13 protein-coding genes are annotated in these 17,769 nt (G+C 45.8%); 10 read left to right on the top strand and 3 right to left on the bottom strand.

The features are described 5' to 3' along the window. The first annotated feature begins 44 nt into the window (after nt 1-44). Nucleotides 45-2,651, top strand: a complete 2,607-nt coding sequence (locus ACDE64_RS13345; RefSeq protein ID WP_411347133.1) for a DNA topoisomerase 3 — start codon at nt 45-47, stop codon at nt 2,649-2,651. A gap of 108 nt (nt 2,652-2,759) precedes the next feature. Here the strand turns inward: ACDE64_RS13345 and ACDE64_RS13340 are convergent, their stop codons facing one another. Together ACDE64_RS13340 and ACDE64_RS13335 are read right to left on the bottom strand one after the other, a co-directional pair. Next, nucleotides 2,760-3,533 carry an HAD family hydrolase gene (locus ACDE64_RS13340; protein WP_411347132.1) on the bottom strand — a complete coding sequence of 258 codons (774 nt, stop codon included), beginning with the start codon at nt 3,531-3,533 and terminating at the stop codon, nt 2,760-2,762. Between the two features lie 12 nt (nt 3,534-3,545). Then, nucleotides 3,546-4,466, bottom strand: coding sequence for a winged helix-turn-helix domain-containing protein (locus ACDE64_RS13335; RefSeq protein WP_411347131.1), 921 nt, complete (start codon nt 4,464-4,466; stop codon nt 3,546-3,548). A 257-nt stretch (nt 4,467-4,723) separates the two neighbouring features. Between ACDE64_RS13335 and ACDE64_RS13330 the strand changes: the two genes are divergently transcribed. From ACDE64_RS13330 to ACDE64_RS13300, 7 genes are all read left to right on the top strand, one after another. Then, on the top strand, nt 4,724-5,908 hold the full coding sequence (locus ACDE64_RS13330) for an MFS transporter (RefSeq protein ID WP_411347130.1): 1,185 nt from the start codon (nt 4,724-4,726) through the stop codon (nt 5,906-5,908). A 103-nt stretch (nt 5,909-6,011) separates the two neighbouring features. Further along, nucleotides 6,012-6,737, top strand: a complete 726-nt coding sequence (locus ACDE64_RS13325; protein WP_411350293.1) for a phosphonate ABC transporter ATP-binding protein — start codon at nt 6,012-6,014, stop codon at nt 6,735-6,737. Between the two features lie 152 nt (nt 6,738-6,889). Beyond that, entirely contained in the window at nt 6,890-8,164 is a 1,275-nt protein-coding gene (locus ACDE64_RS13320) for an FG-GAP repeat domain-containing protein (protein WP_411342620.1), read from the top strand. A 48-nt stretch (nt 8,165-8,212) separates the two neighbouring features. After that, nucleotides 8,213-8,911, top strand: a complete 699-nt coding sequence (locus tag ACDE64_RS13315; protein WP_367058456.1) for a response regulator transcription factor — start codon at nt 8,213-8,215, stop codon at nt 8,909-8,911. After that, nucleotides 8,911-10,323 (top strand): ATP-binding protein, encoded by a 1,413-nt coding sequence (locus tag ACDE64_RS13310; protein ID WP_411342619.1) that lies wholly within the window; start codon nt 8,911-8,913, stop codon nt 10,321-10,323. Before ACDE64_RS13315 ends, ACDE64_RS13310 begins: the two co-directional genes overlap by 1 nt. Before the next feature lie 107 nt (nt 10,324-10,430). Continuing rightward, on the top strand, nt 10,431-11,519 hold the full coding sequence (locus ACDE64_RS13305) for a GNAT family N-acetyltransferase (RefSeq protein ID WP_411347129.1): 1,089 nt from the start codon (nt 10,431-10,433) through the stop codon (nt 11,517-11,519). Between the two features lie 92 nt (nt 11,520-11,611). Beyond that, the gene (locus ACDE64_RS13300; RefSeq protein WP_411347128.1) at nt 11,612-12,163 is read left to right on the top strand and encodes a stalk domain-containing protein; all 552 of its coding nucleotides are present in this window, start codon (nt 11,612-11,614) and stop codon (nt 12,161-12,163) included. Nucleotides 12,164-12,272: 109 nt separating this feature from the next. On the opposite strand, the gene ACDE64_RS13295 is transcribed toward ACDE64_RS13300, so the two are convergent. Further along, complete coding sequence (locus tag ACDE64_RS13295; protein WP_411347127.1) at nt 12,273-13,484, bottom strand: glucose-1-phosphate adenylyltransferase; 1,212 nt, start codon at nt 13,482-13,484, stop codon at nt 12,273-12,275. Between the two features lie 495 nt (nt 13,485-13,979). On the opposite strand from ACDE64_RS13295, the gene glgB reads away from it, so the two are divergent. Both glgB and glgA read left to right on the top strand, forming a co-directional pair. Further along, on the top strand, nt 13,980-15,908 hold the full coding sequence (glgB, locus tag ACDE64_RS13290; RefSeq protein ID WP_411347126.1) for a 1,4-alpha-glucan branching protein GlgB: 1,929 nt from the start codon (nt 13,980-13,982) through the stop codon (nt 15,906-15,908). 54 nt (nt 15,909-15,962) lie between these two features. Further along, entirely contained in the window at nt 15,963-17,393 is a 1,431-nt protein-coding gene (glgA, locus tag ACDE64_RS13285; protein WP_411347125.1) for a glycogen synthase GlgA, read from the top strand. Nucleotides 17,394-17,769 lie beyond the last annotated feature (376 nt).

The following is a 17,769-nucleotide window of genomic DNA, read 5'->3' as shown; positions in this document are numbered from 1 at the left end:
TACCAATACGGTATACATCACCATTCCCTGAAAGGAATGAAAGCATGAAAATTCTCGTTATTGCCGAAAAACCGGATATGGGACGTAATATTGCGGCGGTGATCGAACCTGGTGCACGCAATCAGCGCACATATATTGAAGGTGAACGTTACATTATCACTTGGGCAATCGGTCACCTGATCGGACTAGCAGAGCCGGAAGCATATGATAGTAAATACAAGCGCTGGAACTTTGGCGATTTGCCGATTATTCCTGAGCAATTCAAGATCGTGCCGAATCCGCGCACGAAGGATCAGCTCAAGGTGATCGGTGATCTAGCGAAGCAATGCGACCGTATCGTTAACGCCTGCGATGCTGGGCGGGAAGGGCAGCATATCTTTGCTTTGATTCAGCGTCAACTCAAGTTGAAGCAGCCAGTCAAGCGGCTGTGGATCTCCGATCTGACTGCCGAGAGTATTCGGCGCGGATTTGACCAGTTGCGGGATAGCAGTGAATTTGAGAACCTCACTCAGGCTGCCCGAGCACGTAGTGAAGCGGACTGGCTGATCGGCATGAATGCGTCGCGTGCATTTACGACCAAGCATAACAATCTGTTATCTGTTGGTCGGGTACAGACACCAGTGCTGGCAATTATTTATGATCGGCAAAAGGAGATCGAAAACTTCACTTCTCAGACCTTTTACGAGGTGAAAGCATCGTTCAAGCAAAAGGACAAAACGTATGAAGGCATCTGGCAAGGGGAAGACCGTCTGACCGATAAAGCCAAAGGCGAAGCCATTGCAGAGAAAGTGCGAGGCAAAGAGGGCAAGATTAGTAAGTACGAGATCAAGGAAAGCAAAGAGTATCCGTATAAGCTGTATGATCTAACATTGTTACAGCGCGATGCCAACGCCAAATTCGGCTTTTCCGCCAAAAAGACGCTGGATGTAGCGCAAGCATTGTATGAACGTCATAAGATCATTTCGTATCCGCGTACGAACTCCAACTATGTGACGAAGGAAAATATTGATGGCATGCACAAGGTATTGAATATGCTGCAAAACGGCGATTATGCTCAGCTCGCTAGTGAAGCCGATAGCAAGCGTGTGCATGTGAATAATAAGTCTGTTTGTAATCCGGCACGGGTGGAAGATCACCATGCGATTTTGCCGACATTGAAAAAGCCCGGTACGCTGAGCAAGGAAGAGCAGCAGCTGTATGATCTCATTATTCGCCGTTTTCTGGCACAATTTTATCCACCAGCGGAGTATAAGCACCATACAGTGCTGACGGTGGTCGAGCAGGAGACGTTCAAAACAGCGATCAAGGAGTTGTTATCGCCGGGCTGGAAGGTGACGTTGCCGGATAAAGACAAAGGCAAACCAGGCAACAAGTCGTCCAAAAAAGATGCAGACGGCGAAGAGCAGCAAGAGCAGGAAACGGACAAGCCGTTCACTATCGATAGCAAACTGCCGGTGCAGTGTCGCAAAGCGGATGTGAAAGAAAAGGAAACACAGCCACCAAAGCCGTATACAGAAGGCACACTGCTCAAAGCGATGGAAAGTGCTGGCAAGCAGATTGAGAATGAGGAATTGCGGGATGCGATGAAGGAATCAGGTCTTGGTACACCAGCAACACGCGCTGCAACGATTGAGCGTCTCAAGCAGGTTGGTTATGTTACTGCCAAAGGCAAAAAGATCGAGTTAACGCTCAAAGGAAGAGCAGCAATCGAGCTGATCCGAGCCGCAGGCGTAGAGCTGCTCACTTCCCCGGAGATGACCGGACAATGGGAACGGCGATTAAACCAGATTTCGCGTGGCGAAGCCGATTCCGACCGGTTTCTGGAAAGTGTGAAGAAATTCGCCGTATCGGTGATCGATAAGGTAAGAACACAGACTCCCGCTGCTGCCGGATTGTTTGGAGATGAATCATCACGCTCCAAAGGAAAAGGGAAACGTACAAGCTCTCGCACATCGAGTAGCACCCGCACATCCACTAGTAGCCGTTCCAGTAGTTCCAATAGTGCATCGTCTTCCCGGTCGCGTTCTACGAGTTCATCCAATGGAGCAGAGGGGGCGCGCTCGGCGCGTAGCAAGGCAAGTAGCCGTAACAAGTCATCTGCATCGGCTATTGTCGATCATCCCATGCCAGACGCGCCGCCAGAGGATATGTCGTATGCACAGTCTTACTCTACTTCCAATTACGAATCGTCTCGTACGCAATCGACAGCTACTAGCGAGAACAGAGAAAATGGCAATCGTCATACTGGCGTAAGCGAAACAGCCTCATCATCAGCGACAGGCGCTGTACGAAGTTCTAAGGCTGATCAAAGGGAGAATGCTAACAGCGCTAGCACTCAGAGCAATCGTTCTAACGGATCGTCCGTGCCCTCTCATACGGCACTTGGTAGTTGCCCACGCCAAGGCTGCGGCGGAACGATTATTGAAGGTCGCAAAGGCTATGGATGCTCTCATTTCAAACAGGGCTGTAGCTTTGTCATCTGGAAAGAGTTTTCTGGTAAATCTGTATCGGTACAAATGCTCAAAGCATTGTTGTTAAAGGGTGAAAGTCAGGTGCTATCATTTAAAAAAGGCGGTAATGACTTCAAAGCGCGTATTAAGCTTATAGATCGCCAAACCGGTAAGCTTGGAGTGGAAGCTGTCGATTCTTAATTTTCTTCGAGTGAGATTGGTATTGCTGAATGTATAGTAAGGCACTGGATCAGAAGTATAAATCCTATTGTCTCACCAAAATGTCTTATCACAAAAAACGGACCGGGTTTAACCCCAGGTCCGTTTTTGTTCGTTATCGTAAATATTCAGATGTTGGTGAATCGTATCCGGTACATCAGTCAGATGTGAAACTGTATGGAACGATTGCTCACTGCCGGTTTGCAGCTGCACAATATCATACGCCCATTCTAATTCCTGCTTGATATAGATCGTATTCAGCGACGCTTGCAATGCAGGCTGTACATCGGAACGCAGCGAATTGCCGATCATCCATGTATCCTGACGAGGCAATAGCTGGGTCGTGATGATTTCTTCTAGTGCAGTAATATTTTTGTGCTGACGAATGAAGATGCGCTCTCCGAAAAAGGAGCTTAACTTCATTTGATCGATTTTGCGCTGTTGAATAGCAGTTTCGCCACCGGTATATAAATAAAGCGTATGACCGGCAAGACGCAGCGATTCGAGCGTATTAACCATACCTGGATACGGTTCAACTTCTTTCTCGTACACACTGCTGCCGAGCAGCTTCAGTTGGCGTTCCTCACTATCGTCCAGTGGACGACCATACAGACGGCTGAAATGACGATACGTTTCCACCAGCGAAGCGGGGAAATGCTCACTCGCAAAGCCGACCACATGTACACCGGCAACGTCGATCTCGATCTGCTTTTGCCGAATATCGTCCATAGCTAGATCGTATTCTTTGAACCATCCCGATAGCAGCGTAATAAACTCATCCAAAATCAAATTAAAATATTTGTTACAATAAATCAGCGTATCATCCATATCGAAGATCAGATGCTGGTGCCGAATGTTGTTCATGACGTTCACTCCTTAAATACGGATATACGATTCAAGGAACAGCTGCAATTCGGACGCGCCGTCCTGACGCAGGCTGAACCTGTCAATATCCTCTCTGCCCAGATGAATGCGCAGCAGACCGGCTACACGTAGCATCATCAGATGATGCATTAGCGTCTCTTGCGGCTGAAGCAGATCATGGGACATATCCTGCAATGATTTCGGCTCATCGCCGCCAATATAGCGCAGCATACGTAGACGCTCTGGATCGGACAATGCGCGAGTCATACGCAGTAATACGTTTGGCGGGTCTTCTTCGCCTTCTTCATGCACATCGACCGGATATTGAATTAACAAAAAGCCTTCATAGAAACAATACGTATTGATCGGACGATTGTGCACGGTCGGGAACAGAATAACGGTGTTCAGACCGGGCATTTCGGGAACGACTAGACCGCCGGACGCATATTCAATCAGCGCAGCAGGTTCCATTTTATCAAGTAACCGCAATTTCTCTTCGCCATCCTCGGCGATCAGCGGCAAAATTTCATTTTCGATCTCGTTAAAATAATTTTCGTACCACAGCTTGAGCAGTGGAGCGTAGCTTTTTTGAATACGGATCGCTTCGCTCAGTGTGAGTCCAGGCATCAGCGGATGAATCTCATTCCACATATCCGTTTCCGGCATACTTTCCAGATGATCCAGAAAATCGCTGACCGAGCCTTCGCGTGTCCGGCAGCTAGCCCAAGCATACAGTGCGTCATAATCGTCAAAAGGCCAAGAAGAAGCCTCCAGAATTGCCATCCGTACTCCATTGCTTAACCTATTATCAATTTCCCTGATCCATTCCGGGCCCAGATCGATGTCACGAATCCATTTTTTGGTCACATAGACCATAAAACTGCCGAGCAGATCATAGACCGGGGAAATGTCGATTTTCACCTGATAGCTCATGAAACCAAGACCTCCCAAATATAGTCGGTAGCCGCATATCCAAACGCGGAAAATGCTAAAAAACAGGCTGATTCCTAAAACCCTGTTGTGCTTATTATGGCTTGTTTGCAGGCCAATTGTCCACTATAATATTGGGATGGCCGAAAATGCATACATAGCAGGATTTTTACAGAAGAACCGTTATCAAATTACAGCATAATTCCGGCAGTTTGTAAAATAAAATACACATCTACCTAGCAAAAATGGAGGAATATTCCTTGTTTAACAACACTGCACGTACATCAACTGGAGCTGACTCCAATCAGACTCTGCATTTCGTGATTCTTATTCTTGCCATTATTGTTGCGGGGCTGAGCCAGGGAATGCTGCTGCCCGTACTCGCCATCTTTTTGGAGCAAATGGGCGTATCTTCTACAATGAACGGACTCAATGCGGCGGCATTGTATGTCGGTTCTTTTTCCATGACCTTAGTGGCTGAACGGCTACTTGGCAAGCTTGGGTTCAAGAAGTTGTTATTATGCGGTCTACTGCTTGTCATTATCGCTTTGCCGTTATTCCCACTCGTTCCCGGGATTGCATTCTGGTTCGTACTTCGGCTGCTCGTTGGCATTGGCGATAGTGCGATCCATTATGTGGCGCAGCTCTGGGTACTCATGGTGACACCCGCAGCGAATCGTGGACGCAATCTATCTATTTACGGCATGTCCTACGGAATTGGCTTTAGCATCGGACCACTGGGCATTTCATTGCTAGACTGGGGGATGATGGTTCCATTCGTGATTATGGCGGCGGTATTCATCGTTGTTGCATTGCTGGTCTGGTGGAAGCTGCCCAATGGCGCACCTGCGAAGGGCGAGAGCACCACACCGGAAAAAGGACGCTTTGGCCGCAGTTACCGGCTCGCTTGGTATGCGTTAATCCCAGCGCTGCTGTACGGCTATATGGAGGCGGCAATGAACAGCAATTTCCCGGTCTATGGATTGCGGATCGGATTGTCCACCGACAATATTGCATTCCTTTTACCTTTTATCGGCATCGGAGGGCTTGTTTTACAGCTTCCCTTAGGGATGCTGAGCGATCGGTTTGGACGGAAGAAAGTATTGATGTTAGCGGGCGGTATCGGTGGTCTGTTGTTTATGCTCGTACCGTTTGTCGGAACGAAGCAAATCCTGCTGGCGGTTATTTTTGCTATCGCTGGTGGTCTAGTAGGATCGTTCTTCTCGCTTGGTCTTGCTTATGCAGCAGATATCTTGCCACGAGCCTATTTGCCAGCAGCGAATGTGCTTGCTTCGTTTCATTTCAACTTTGGTAGTATCATTGGACCAGCAGTAGGTGGAAAAGGGATTGAAATGGGTTCGCCGTCCAGTCTGTTCTGGGTACTAGGCGGTTGTTATGTGCTGTTTGCCCTATTTGGTTGGTCATTTTCTGAAAAATCAAAATAAAATAGGTCTGCGGATGGCATTTCTTTGCTTTTTCCCCTAAACTATAGAGTAGGATGTTATGGTTGAAGCAACAGTGCAGAAAGGCGGTCAGCAGTAGATGTCGATGATTCAAATTGAACATCTGACCAAAACGGTCGGCGAGCATAAAACCTGTGTGCTGGATCATGTGAGCCTGGAAATTCAACACGGCGAAATGATCGCACTGGTCGGACCGAGCGGTAGTGGTAAAAGTACGCTGCTCAAATGTCTGGCCATGAAAGAAAGCTGGACGGAAGGCAGTTTCCGTGTTGGCGATACAGATATTTTAAAATCGGGCTTTAGTGGCAAACGCAAAATTAGCAGAGAGTGGTCGTTTCTGGAACAAAGTCCGCAGCTTCATCCAGAGCGTACAGCACTGAAAACGGTGCTGATCGGTCAACCTGGGCAGACGCCAATTTGGCGTATGGTAACTGGTATGGTGCGTTCGGATGATTATATGGGTGCAATGGATATTTTGGAAACGCTAGGCTTGCTGGACAAAGCACATCAAAAAGCTGGTACGCTAAGCGGCGGTGAAAAGCAGCGTGTTGCAATTGCACGCGCGCTAGCACATGGCGCAAAGGTGATTCTGGCAGATGAACCGATCACTGGTCTTGATCCTCGCTCTGGCGAAGAAGTGATCAAAACGCTGCGCGGATTATGCAGCAGCGAGCGACTGACCGTTATCTCCGTTATTCCATTGGAACTGGCTGAACGCTATGCAACGCGCATTATCGGTATGCAGGTTGGTCATATATCGTTTGATATCAAAGGAAGACGACTGACTAGTGCCGAGCGACGGTTGTTATAGTTTGCCTTAGAGATACGGATCACGTACAACAATATGAGTTCTTATGCTACACAGAGAACAGACCGGACAGAACCGGCTGGTTATGAAATCACAATACACGGTGGGAATTTGAACAATGGGGCGGTACGCCGTTCTTTTTATGAGAGAGTGATATGATGAGCAAAAGCATCTGGATCAAGTTGCTGGCAACCGCAGGGCTGCTATTCATTTTGAGCGGTTGCAGCTTTAATCCGCTGGCTGATCCGAAAACGTTGATTCAGACGCCACAACTGCCTTCAGACAAACAAACATTGAGCAGTTTGATTAGTTCTGAATTACCGGAGGGCGCTAGCATTCAAAGTCCCAAAAACGGCAATTCCAGCAAAATTCAGACCGTCGATCTGGATGGCGATGGAACGAGTGAGACGATTGTATTTTACCAGACATTCGATGGTCGGATTAACGGTCTGATTTTTGAGAAATCTGGCGATACATGGGTAAAGAAAGATACGATTGAAGGTGCAGGATTCACGCTGGAGAGTGTAGAGATTAGCGATATTACACATGATGGAAAACGCGATATCATTGTAGGCTACTCCAATAGCGGAATTTCCAATTCAGATACGGGGCTGAAGACGCTCGTTATTTATAGCTATGACAAAGGCGTTCTAAAGACCGTTAGCGAAATGCCGTATTCGTATTACTTTATTACCGATCTGGATGGAGATGGTGTGAATGAACTTGCTATCGCAACCATCGACAAGTTTGGCGATCAGGAAAATCTGGGCTATGTCAAAGTGACTGTATATCGTTACAAAAACGGGTTTCAGGAAATAGACAGCATCGATCTGGCTAACAGTGTCGAAAGTTTCTACAATACGATCGCTGGTAAAGTGACTTCCAATCAGAACGGTATTATTCTGGATGAAGCGCTTGGTGTATCTGGGCTGACCCATTTGATCGTTATGGAAAATAATGAGCTGGTGGATGTATTCCCACGCAGCTTGCTGGCAACATTCAAAAATATTCAAATTGCCAGTGAAGATATTAACAATGATGGGATTCTGGAAATTGGCAGAGATGTTGTACCAGAAGGCTGGGAAAATATCTCGCCTACAGAAACTCCGCGCTGGACGTACTACTATCAATGGAATGGCGGTAGTCAATTAACTAAGCTGGTCAGTCAGCAGTACCGTGATGATCAGGGTCGATTTGTTATCCGAATTGCACCGGACTGGAACGATAAGCTGACAATCGATACAAAATCGAACAAAAATCAGGATATTCGTTTCATTCTCAAGGATACCGGGGAAAAAGTCGCTGAAGTCCGTTTCTTTAGCGAAAGCGATTGGAATAATCATAATGGCGACTGGAAAGTCATCGCCCAGAATCGTGGTCAGATTATCGCCCTCTGGGAAAATAGCAAAATCAATATCGTACAAAACTAACAATAACAGGCAATATCAATCAACCAGGTATCTTGGAGGGGATCATTCATGAGCAAAGTGCTGATCATGGAAGATGAAGAATCAATTCGTAGTTTTATTATTATTAACTTAAAGCGCAATGGCTTTGAAGTGCTGGAAACAGAGAACGGCGAGCAGGCGCTGCATATGCTGGAAACTGTACCGGATATCGATATTGCGCTGCTTGATGTTATGGTGCCGGGCATTGATGGTTTCGAAGTGTGCCGCCGGATTCGTGAGAAGAATGAGCGCATCGGTATTATTTTCCTAACTGCCAAAGTGCAGGAGCAGGACAAAGTCTATGCCTTGTCCGTCGGAGCTGATGATCATGTAAGCAAGCCGTTCAGCCCGACGGAACTGATTGCGCGTATTCAATCGCTGCTGCGTCGTGTGAATGTACAGCGCGAATCGAATACAAAAGTATCATTTGAATCCGGTCCATTCACACTGGATCTGATCTCCAAACAATTCAAAAAAAGCGGCAAGCTGATCGAATTGACACCAACCGAATTTTCGTTGGTACAATTTTTCTTGGAAAAGGAAAATACGCCGCTTAGCCGTGATTTGCTGCTTGATCATGTATGGGGCAAGGAGTATATGGGCGATCCGAAGATTGTCGATGTGAATATCCGTCGCCTGCGTCAAAAAATCGAAAACAACCCATCCGAGCCGGAATTCCTGCAAACGGTATGGGGCCATGGGTATAAATGGAGAGGCCGGGATTCATAATGATCAAAAAGGGGATGACCCGACAGATTGTTCTGCATTACTTTATCGTTGTCTTTTTGACGATATTGCTGGTGGAACTGGTGTTTTTATTCGCCATCCGGACGTATTACTATGACGGCATCTCCAACTACTTGCAGTCATCGTTTGATAACACACGCGTACCGGCAAATTACCGGGATATCATATCCAACTACAGTCTGGACAAAGCGGAAGTACAAGTACTGGACACACAGGGCAATGTACTGCAAAATTCAACCTCCTTTATTGTGGATAAGCCGGTAAAGACGAATGATGTGACACAGATAACGTCCGGTTCGGTTACTAGTGCACGCTGGATCGGCAAGCAGTCTGGAACCGGTGAAGATGTGATGGCGGTCTCGCATCTAATCAAGGTCAATGGCGATAAGGAATATCTTGTTCGTTATGTGACTTCATTAGAATTGGTGAACCAGAAGCTGTTTTACATTACGCTCGTTTCGGCAGGCATTGGTGTTATTATTCTCGTAATCGTCTTGATGGTCAGTATTGGACTTGCCAACTCTATCGTGAAGCCGATTAACAACATCATCGGGGTATCGACAATGATGGCGAAGGGTGATTTCAATGTCAGGATCAAGGGCAATTATCCGCATGAGATCGGGGATCTTGCCTCTACGCTGAATTATATGGCAGACGAGATTGTGCGCAGTAATCAGATTAAGGACGATTTTATCTCCTCTATCTCGCATGAACTGCGCACCCCATTAACTGGGATTAAGGGTTGGAGTGAGACGCTTGTTTCTGGCGGTTTTGACCCAGAGGAAACGAAGCTAGGCATGAGCATCATTTCCAAAGAAACAGAACGTTTGATTGGGTTAGTCGAGGAGATGCTAGACTTTTCCAAATTGCAGCAAAATCAGATGAAGCTTGTTATGGGCGAAGTGAATCTCAAAGAAGTGTTGCAGGAAACGATGCTCAATGTTTGGGCGAAGGCAGAGCAGAAGCAGATTAAGCTCAATCTAGAACCGGGCGATGCCGCGTATATTGTGCACGCAGACGGGAACCGTTTGAAGCAAGTGTTTCTGAATCTGGTCGATAATGCGATCAAGTTCTCGCCTAATGATTCGACCATCCAATTGAGCATTCAGGAGACTGCACCACAGCGCGTACGTATTCTGGTCAAAGACGCCGGGATCGGCATCAGTGCAGAGTTTCTGGAAAAGGTCAAAGATCGCTTCTTCCAAGTCAATCCGAATCAAGGTGGTACTGGATTGGGGCTTGCCATTACCCAGCAGATTGTTCAGTTGCACAAAGGTGATATGAGTATCGAAAGCGAACTGGATCAAGGAACAACGGTAATTATAGAGCTGCCTTTGCAGGAGAAACAACTTACTGCGATTCGGTCTATAGAAAACACGGATGAATTAGAATAAAATTATCATTCCACTTGTCGTGAATTCATAATTGTAAAATATCCCCGTAACCAGCATTGCTGGACGGGGATATTTTATAACATACATAGAGGATGGGGAGGAGCTATATGATGTCAAATGAGCAGCAACCAACATCTGTCACTGGATTGCATATTCGTCGTGCTGTCGAAGGAGAAGAACAGCTGATTACTGATTTTCTAGTTGAGGCTGCGGATTGGATGGAAGAGAAAGGCATTGGGCAATGGCGACGCGTATTGTTCACACCAGAACTAATTCGTAGTTATTTTGTGGAGCGTGAAGTATATATCGCTGAATATGAAGGAGAACCGGCAGGAATGTTCACTCTTCAACAAGATGATCCTGATTATTGGCAGCATAAAAATGATTCCGAGTATTACTATCTGCATCGCCTGACCGTTCTACGTCAATTCCGTGGTCAACGTTTGGGAGCTGCAATGTTGGATTGGGCAGTGCAGCGAGCAGCCGATCAAGGCAAAAAAGGGCTTCGTCTTGACTGTCTGGCTGAGTTGGTGCCGTTGAACCGATTTTATCAACAGCAGAATTTTCGTTATATGGGTACGCATGATGTCAACGGCAAACTTGCCAGCTTATATGAAAAGTTACCGCCAGCAGTAGACAATGAACTGAGATTGCACTATTTTGGCGAACGAGATTTTGATACGATGCTGAGCTGGACAGCACAGCAAGATCAGCAGATGCTTATGCAATGGGCAGGTCCGATGTGGAACTATCCATTGCAGCGTGCAGATCTGGAAACGTACATTCAGGATGCCAATCATCCGCTACATTCCGATGGGCTGATCTATGCAGTGGTGAATCGGCAGAGTGAACAAACAATTGGTCATATGTCATTAACCCGGATTGATCACAAAAATAAATCCGCTCGCCTATCTCGTGTGCTGGTCGGTGATCCTCATGCGCGTGGCAAAGGATACGGTCGACAAATGGTGCTGGAAGGTTTGCGTATTGGCTTTGAGGCGCTGAATTTGCATCGGATTACACTGGCCGTTTTTGACTATAATGAGCAAGCAGCGGGTTTGTATGAGTCTTGTGGATTTCGTAAAGAAGGCTTGATGCGAGATACAGCGTATAGTAATGGTCAATATTATAGCGTTTATGAAATGGCAATATTGGAAGAGGAATGGCGCGCTTTGTCACAGTCGCAACCACAGTAACACATATTCATTGTCTTCATCTGTATTCATCGGTAACTTTCTATCAGCGGGCTTCGTCTAAACGATAGAAGGCAAAGAAAGGATGAATGAAGATGATGAAAAAATGGCTAATTGCTGCCATGTTGACATGCAGTTTAACTGGATTCACATTCCCTGCGCAAGCAGCGGAGCAAACACCTGCGTATCCATTGCAAATCGACGGCAAAACGGTCAATACAGATCATGCGGCTCCTTATCGTACTGCTCAAGGTACAGTAATGGTTCCTTTACGATTGACTGCTGAAGCGCTCGGTTATCAGGTGATCTGGCAACAGAGTACGAAGGATATTCAGATCGAAGCGCCGATCCAGCATATTACCTTATATCCCAATAGCACTCAGATGAAGGTTAAAGGAACATTAAAGGTAATTGATCTTTCTGGTGATTATGTATTGGATGAAAAGTTGACGCGGAAGAATGGAGTATTGTACGCACCAGCGACGTTGTTTGAGCCGCTGTTCAATGATGTGACCATTGGCAAGCAATTCGTGGATATTTCTCCAAGTCGCTCCTATATTACTGATACATCGTCTACATTGGATACAGGAACTGAACAGTACAGTGGATACAAAATAGTAGTTGAATTAGTATACGCTAACTTATGAAAAAAAGCTGTCTCCGCAACACCATATGGTGTTCAGAGAACAGCTTCTTTTTTATATAATCAATCATTGCGTATAGAATCCAATAGTACGATCTACTATAAAGCAGATATTAAGAGGACATGCCACCTGCATGAACACGACCAGATTTGTCGTATACTTCTTGCAGCAGACGTGCTGGTTGTGTGCGTACGGATGGTTTCGCATATACGGTATCATAAGGTGCCACTACAGCGATTTCTTCCGGTGTACCGATAACAACAGCACCGTCTTTGACAGTCGCGCCTTCGGCAACGATAGCGTACTGGATGCGCGCGTGTTTACCAATGGTTGCACCGGGCATAATAACGCTATTGTTTACCTCAGCTTGCTTGCCGATGGTAGAGCCGTTGAACACAACGGATTGTTCCACCGTACCGTCCAATACTGCTTTGCTGCTCACCATCGAGCAATCTGGTGCAGTATCGTGGTTATTGTTTTCCAGTGGATTAAAATCAGCAGAGAACATCGGCCATTCTGCATTTTTAAGTTCAAATTGACGATTGTGTTGCAGAATATCCATATGAGCTTCCCACAGACTGTTGATTGTACCAACGTCTCTCCAATAGCCAAGGAATTCATAAGCTACGACTTTCTCGCCATCCGCCAGCATTTGCGGAATAATGTTTTTACCAAAGTCATGGCTGGAATCTGCCTGTGCTGCATCAGCAATCAGGTGTTGTCTGAGATATTGCCAATCGAATACATAAATACCCATCGAAGCAAGGTTACTTTCTGGTTGTGCTGGCTTCTCGGAGAACTTGGTAATGTTCATGTCATCATCTGTGCTCATCACACCAAAACGGCTCGCTTCATCCCATGGTACTTCGACCACTGCGATTGTCGCCTGTGCTTTATTTTCGTTATGGTATTGCAGCATTTCATTATAGTCCATATGATAGATATGATCACCTGACAGGATTAACACATCTTTTGGATTCATTTGGTCAATATATTCGATATTTTTATAAATGGCATCTGCTGTACCTGTATATTCACCGGTACGTTCCGATGACAGTAGTGTAATATTCATAGATTGGTCTGCCGTAGACCACGCGTTGCCTTGACCGATATGGTCATGCAGCGATTGTGCTTCATATTGGGTCAATACCCCGACTGTATCGATCCCGGAATTCACACAGTTACTAAGAGGAAAATCTATAATTTTGTAGTCACCGCCGAACGGTACTGCTGGTTTAGCAATAACGGACGTCAAAGGAGCCAGCCTGCGTCCTTCGCCCCCGGCCAGCAACATAGCGATGCAATCTTTATTTGTCTTTTTCATGATGTTTTCCCTCCCATTTTCATGACAACGCACAGTTGACAATGTATTAGTGTTATAAACGTCTCCTATCCCTGTTGAAACAATTGAAATTGTAAAATTTTATAAATTATGTCGAACGCGGTGAAACACCAGTAACGACGGGCGATTTCACTGAAAAATAATTCAATTGACAAATCGAAATAATTGCCGAACTTCTGTACATGGTATTTCTGCTTTTATCGCTATACAATAGAGTAGAATGCGATAGTAGCAAGGAATATGCTTATTGGAACAAGGAATCAGTCTCAATTCTTATTTGCTCTATTCAATTTGAATGGAAAAGGGTAATACATGGAGTTAAGTAGAGGTAGTCGCTACCGTGCGGAATCTATTATAGGTAGAACGACGTTCATGAATACATCTTATGACTGTGAAAAAGGGGAACATATATAGCGGAAAGGAATTATTTTCCTAATGTGTTTCTAGCAGTTTGGCATCCATTCTGGAGGTGATTTTTTGAAACAATTACATTCGCAATCTCATTTGCCCGGTTCTGAGGACATTTATCTGTTTCATGAAGGAACCAATTATCATGCTTATCGTCAGTTTGGCTCACATCTATCTTCCGAAGACGGGAAAAGCGGAGTCCGTTTTACAGTTTGGGCGCCCCATGCTGTACAGGTAGGTGTAGCTGGTGATTGGAATGACTGGAACGGAGAACATCATTTACTACATAAACTGGACGATACGGGAATCTGGACGGGATTTTTTGATGATGTGTCTGAAGGCAGTGTGTACAAATACCATATGACATCGCAGCATGGAGAAGCCATTTTCAAAGCAGATCCGTATGCGTTTCATGCGGAAGTACGTCCAGCTACAGCATCGATCGTTACATCACTGGGCGGATACAAATGGCAGGACGCGGCATGGCGTCGCAAACGCCGCCCGTTGTATCAGCGTCCGGTGAATATTTATGAAATGCACTTTGGCACATGGAAGCAAAAGCAAGATGGCAGTCTGTACAGCTATCGGGAGATGGCGGAGCTGCTTATTCCTTATCTAGTGGATATGGGCTATACACATGTAGAGCTGATGCCACTGACAGAGCATCCATACGATCTGTCGTGGGGTTATCAAGCGACAGGTTATTTTGCACCAACGAGTCGATATGGTACTCCGCAGGATCTTATGTACTTTGTCGATCAATGCCATCAGCATAATATTGGGGTATTGCTGGATTGGGTGCCTGGTCATTTTACAAAAGATGCGCACGGGCTGCGCCAGTTCGATGGAACGCCATTATACGAATATTCAGCTCCAGACCGTGCAGAGAAGCATGGTTGGGGTACATTATCATTCGATTTCGGCAAACCGCAAGTGCGTTCATTTCTGATCTCTAGTGCGCTATACTGGTTGGACGTGTATCACTTTGATGGATTGCGTGTGGATGCGGTGACAAGTATGATCCGGCTTGACTTTGAACGTGAAGGCGGCGGCTGGCGTCCGAATCAACATGGTGGGGTAGAGAATCTGGAAGCTATCTCGTTCTTACAGCAGTTGAACAAGACGGTATTTCATTATTTCCCGCACACGTTGATGATGGCGGAGGAATCCAGTGCATGGCCTGGTGTAACGCGACCAGTACATGAGAATGGATTGGGCTTCAATTATAAATGGAGTATGGGCTGGATGAACGATACGCTGGATTATGTAGAGACGCCCTTTGATGAGCGTCCTGCACATCATAATCTGCTAACATTCCCACTTGTATATGCTTATTCCGAGAACTTTACGTTACCGCTGTCTCATGATGAAGTCGTACATGGCAAAAAGTCGCTGCTGGATAAAATGCCCGGTTCGTATGAACAGAAGTTTGCAGGCTTGCGTATGTTGCTGGCCTATCAAATGACCCATCCCGGCAAAAAGCTGCTGTTTATGGGCGGCGAATTTGGTCAGTTTATCGAATGGAAAGATCAGGATCAATTAGACTGGTTGCTGCTTGACTATGAAATGCACCGTAACATGCTGGATTATACGCGTGAGCTAAATCATCTATATGCAGCATCCCCAGCGTTATGGGAGAAGGATCACGATTGGGAAGGGTATGAGTGGTTAAATGCCGATGATGCCGCCAACAGTCTGATTACTTATATGCGCAAAGGCAAAAAAGCCGCTGATACTCTGTTGATTATGATTAACTTTCAGCCAGTGCCACGCGTCAATTACCGGATCGGTGTACCAAAAGCAGGCACTTATCGGGAAATCTGGAATAGCGATGAGCCACGGTTCGGCGGAACAGGCGGACGAACCGAATCGTTGCTGCGATCTGAGAAAGTTCCGTGGGATCGTCAGGAGAACAGCGTGCTGCTGACCATTCCACCACTCAGCGTTATTATATTGAAACGACATACCGGTAAAGCAGTCAAGCGCAGCGATCGCTAACAACGAGATGGATGCCTGCTGGCGATACCGTTACATCCAAAAGGAGGATTTTGCATGAATATTTTATTTGCAGCAGCGGAAGCAAACCCTTTTATTAAAACAGGTGGGTTGGCAGACGTGATTGGTGCACTGCCCGCAGCGTTGAAAAAGGAAAAATGTGATGTACGCGTCGTCATACCGCAATATTCCAACATTAGTGAAGCGATTCGCAATCAGGCTACGCTGGTAGATGTTGTGCAGGTACAAGTAGGCTGGCGCAGTCAATATTGTGGCATCAAGCAATTTAAGCAAGACGGGATTATTTTCTACCTGCTGGATAATGAATATTATTTTGGACGTGAAGGCATTTATGGATACGATGATGACGGCGAACGTTTTGCGTTCTTTAGCCGGGCTGTACTGGATATTTTGCCAGTTATCGATTTCCAGCCGGATATTATTCACACGCATGATTGGCATACAGGCATGATTCCATTGCTGCTCAAAGCACAATATCAGGCTTTGCCGTTTTATTCTAATATTCGTACGGTATTCACGATTCATAATTTGCTGTATCAAGGTGTATTTCCTTATTCGATTTTGGGTGCGTTATTTGGACTGGATGATCGTTATTTCCAGGCAGAAGGAGTCGAGTATTATGGCAATGTGAATTACCTCAAAGCGGGTGTTGTTTTCGCTGACCGGGTAACTACCGTTAGTCCTACATACGCCGAAGAGATCAAAATGCCGTATTACGGTTACGGTCTGGACGGTTTGCTGACTTCGCTCGGTGGTCGTCTGCGTGGTATCGTGAACGGCGTGGACACGAAAAGTTATAACCCTGCTACCGATCCATATCTCAACGCTCATTATCGCAGCGCCACTAATAAGCGATTGCAAAATAAAGCAGCATTGCAAGAAGAACTTGGTTTACCTGTAGACGCGAGTGTTCCCGTTGTCGCGATGGTTACGCGTCTCGTCGAATCCAAAGGGTTGGATCTAGTCACTCGTGTGCTGGATGAACTACTTTATTACAATAATGTACAATTCGTACTGCTCGGTACAGGCGAACAGCAATATGAAGACTGGTTCCGCGGAGCCGCGTATCGTCATCCTGAACGGTTGGCAGCGGAAATTCGCTTTAGCGAAGGGGTAGCCCGCCGGATCTATGCCGGTAGCGATATGTTCTTGATGCCATCGCAATTTGAACCATGTGGTATTAGTCAATTGCTGGCACTGCGTTATGGAAGTATTCCCATTGTACGCGAGACTGGTGGTCTGAATGATACCGTGCAGTCGTACAATGAATCGACAGGCGAAGGCAATGGTTTTACGTTCCACTCTTACAATGCTCACGACATGTTGTATACGATCCGCCGTGCAATCTCTTTCCATGAACAGCCGAAGCACTGGAAACAAATTATGAAAAATGCCATGAGCGGCGATTACAGCTGGCAAGCATCCGCACGTGAATATCTGGATGTATATCTGGAAGCACGGTTATAATTTGAATGAACGTTGTATGATGAGTTAGTATCATAGACGGAATAATGAATAAGAAAAGGATCTTTCCTACTTTAATGGAGAGATCCTTTTCTTATTCATTTCAGATATTTGAATTCCAGCTAGGACATATATAATTTTTTGTTTGTTTACAAGAATATAGCGAGCAATGTAAAATGAAGAAAAGCTTAGATAATGAAGTATATTGCTGCATGCTGACTATGTATACTAATGGACAGTGTCAATTTTATTGTTTTCTGTTTGTCTATTTGCATATCAGGTGAAAAGAATACAGTAGCATGAATCGTATATTGTTACCTTGCACAAGATGCATATAGAGAAGGTCTGGCTGAAATACGATGCTGTCCATGATAGTATA

Origin of the sequence: Paenibacillus sp. WLX2291 (genome assembly GCF_046603665.1) — a bacterium.
GTDB lineage: Bacteria > Bacillota > Bacilli > Paenibacillales > Paenibacillaceae > Saccharibacillus.
Note: the sequence above shows the minus strand (reverse complement) of the source record. Positions and strands in the feature narration are given on the sequence as shown.

Bases quoted from the DNA above. Each gene is read 5' to 3' on its own strand.
- ACDE64_RS13310 (WP_411342619.1), top strand. From the start codon at position 8,911: ATGATCAAAAAGGGGATGACCCGACAGATTGTTCTGCATTACTTTATC.
- ACDE64_RS13305 (WP_411347129.1), top strand. From the start codon at position 10,431: ATGATGTCAAATGAGCAGCAACCAACATCTGTCACTGGATTGCATATT.
- ACDE64_RS13295 (WP_411347127.1), bottom strand. From the start codon at position 13,484: ATGAAAAAGACAAATAAAGATTGCATCGCTATGTTGCTGGCCGGGGGC.
- ACDE64_RS13300 (WP_411347128.1), top strand. From the start codon at position 11,612: ATGATGAAAAAATGGCTAATTGCTGCCATGTTGACATGCAGTTTAACT.
- ACDE64_RS13335 (WP_411347131.1), bottom strand. From the start codon at position 4,466: ATGAGCTATCAGGTGAAAATCGACATTTCCCCGGTCTATGATCTGCTC.
- ACDE64_RS13315 (WP_367058456.1), top strand. From the start codon at position 8,213: ATGAGCAAAGTGCTGATCATGGAAGATGAAGAATCAATTCGTAGTTTT.
- ACDE64_RS13320 (WP_411342620.1), top strand. From the start codon at position 6,890: ATGATGAGCAAAAGCATCTGGATCAAGTTGCTGGCAACCGCAGGGCTG.
- ACDE64_RS13325 (WP_411350293.1), top strand. From the start codon at position 6,012: ATGATTCAAATTGAACATCTGACCAAAACGGTCGGCGAGCATAAAACC.
- ACDE64_RS13340 (WP_411347132.1), bottom strand. From the start codon at position 3,533: ATGAACAACATTCGGCACCAGCATCTGATCTTCGATATGGATGATACG.
- ACDE64_RS13345 (WP_411347133.1), top strand. From the start codon at position 45: ATGAAAATTCTCGTTATTGCCGAAAAACCGGATATGGGACGTAATATT.
- glgA (WP_411347125.1), top strand. From the start codon at position 15,963: ATGAATATTTTATTTGCAGCAGCGGAAGCAAACCCTTTTATTAAAACA.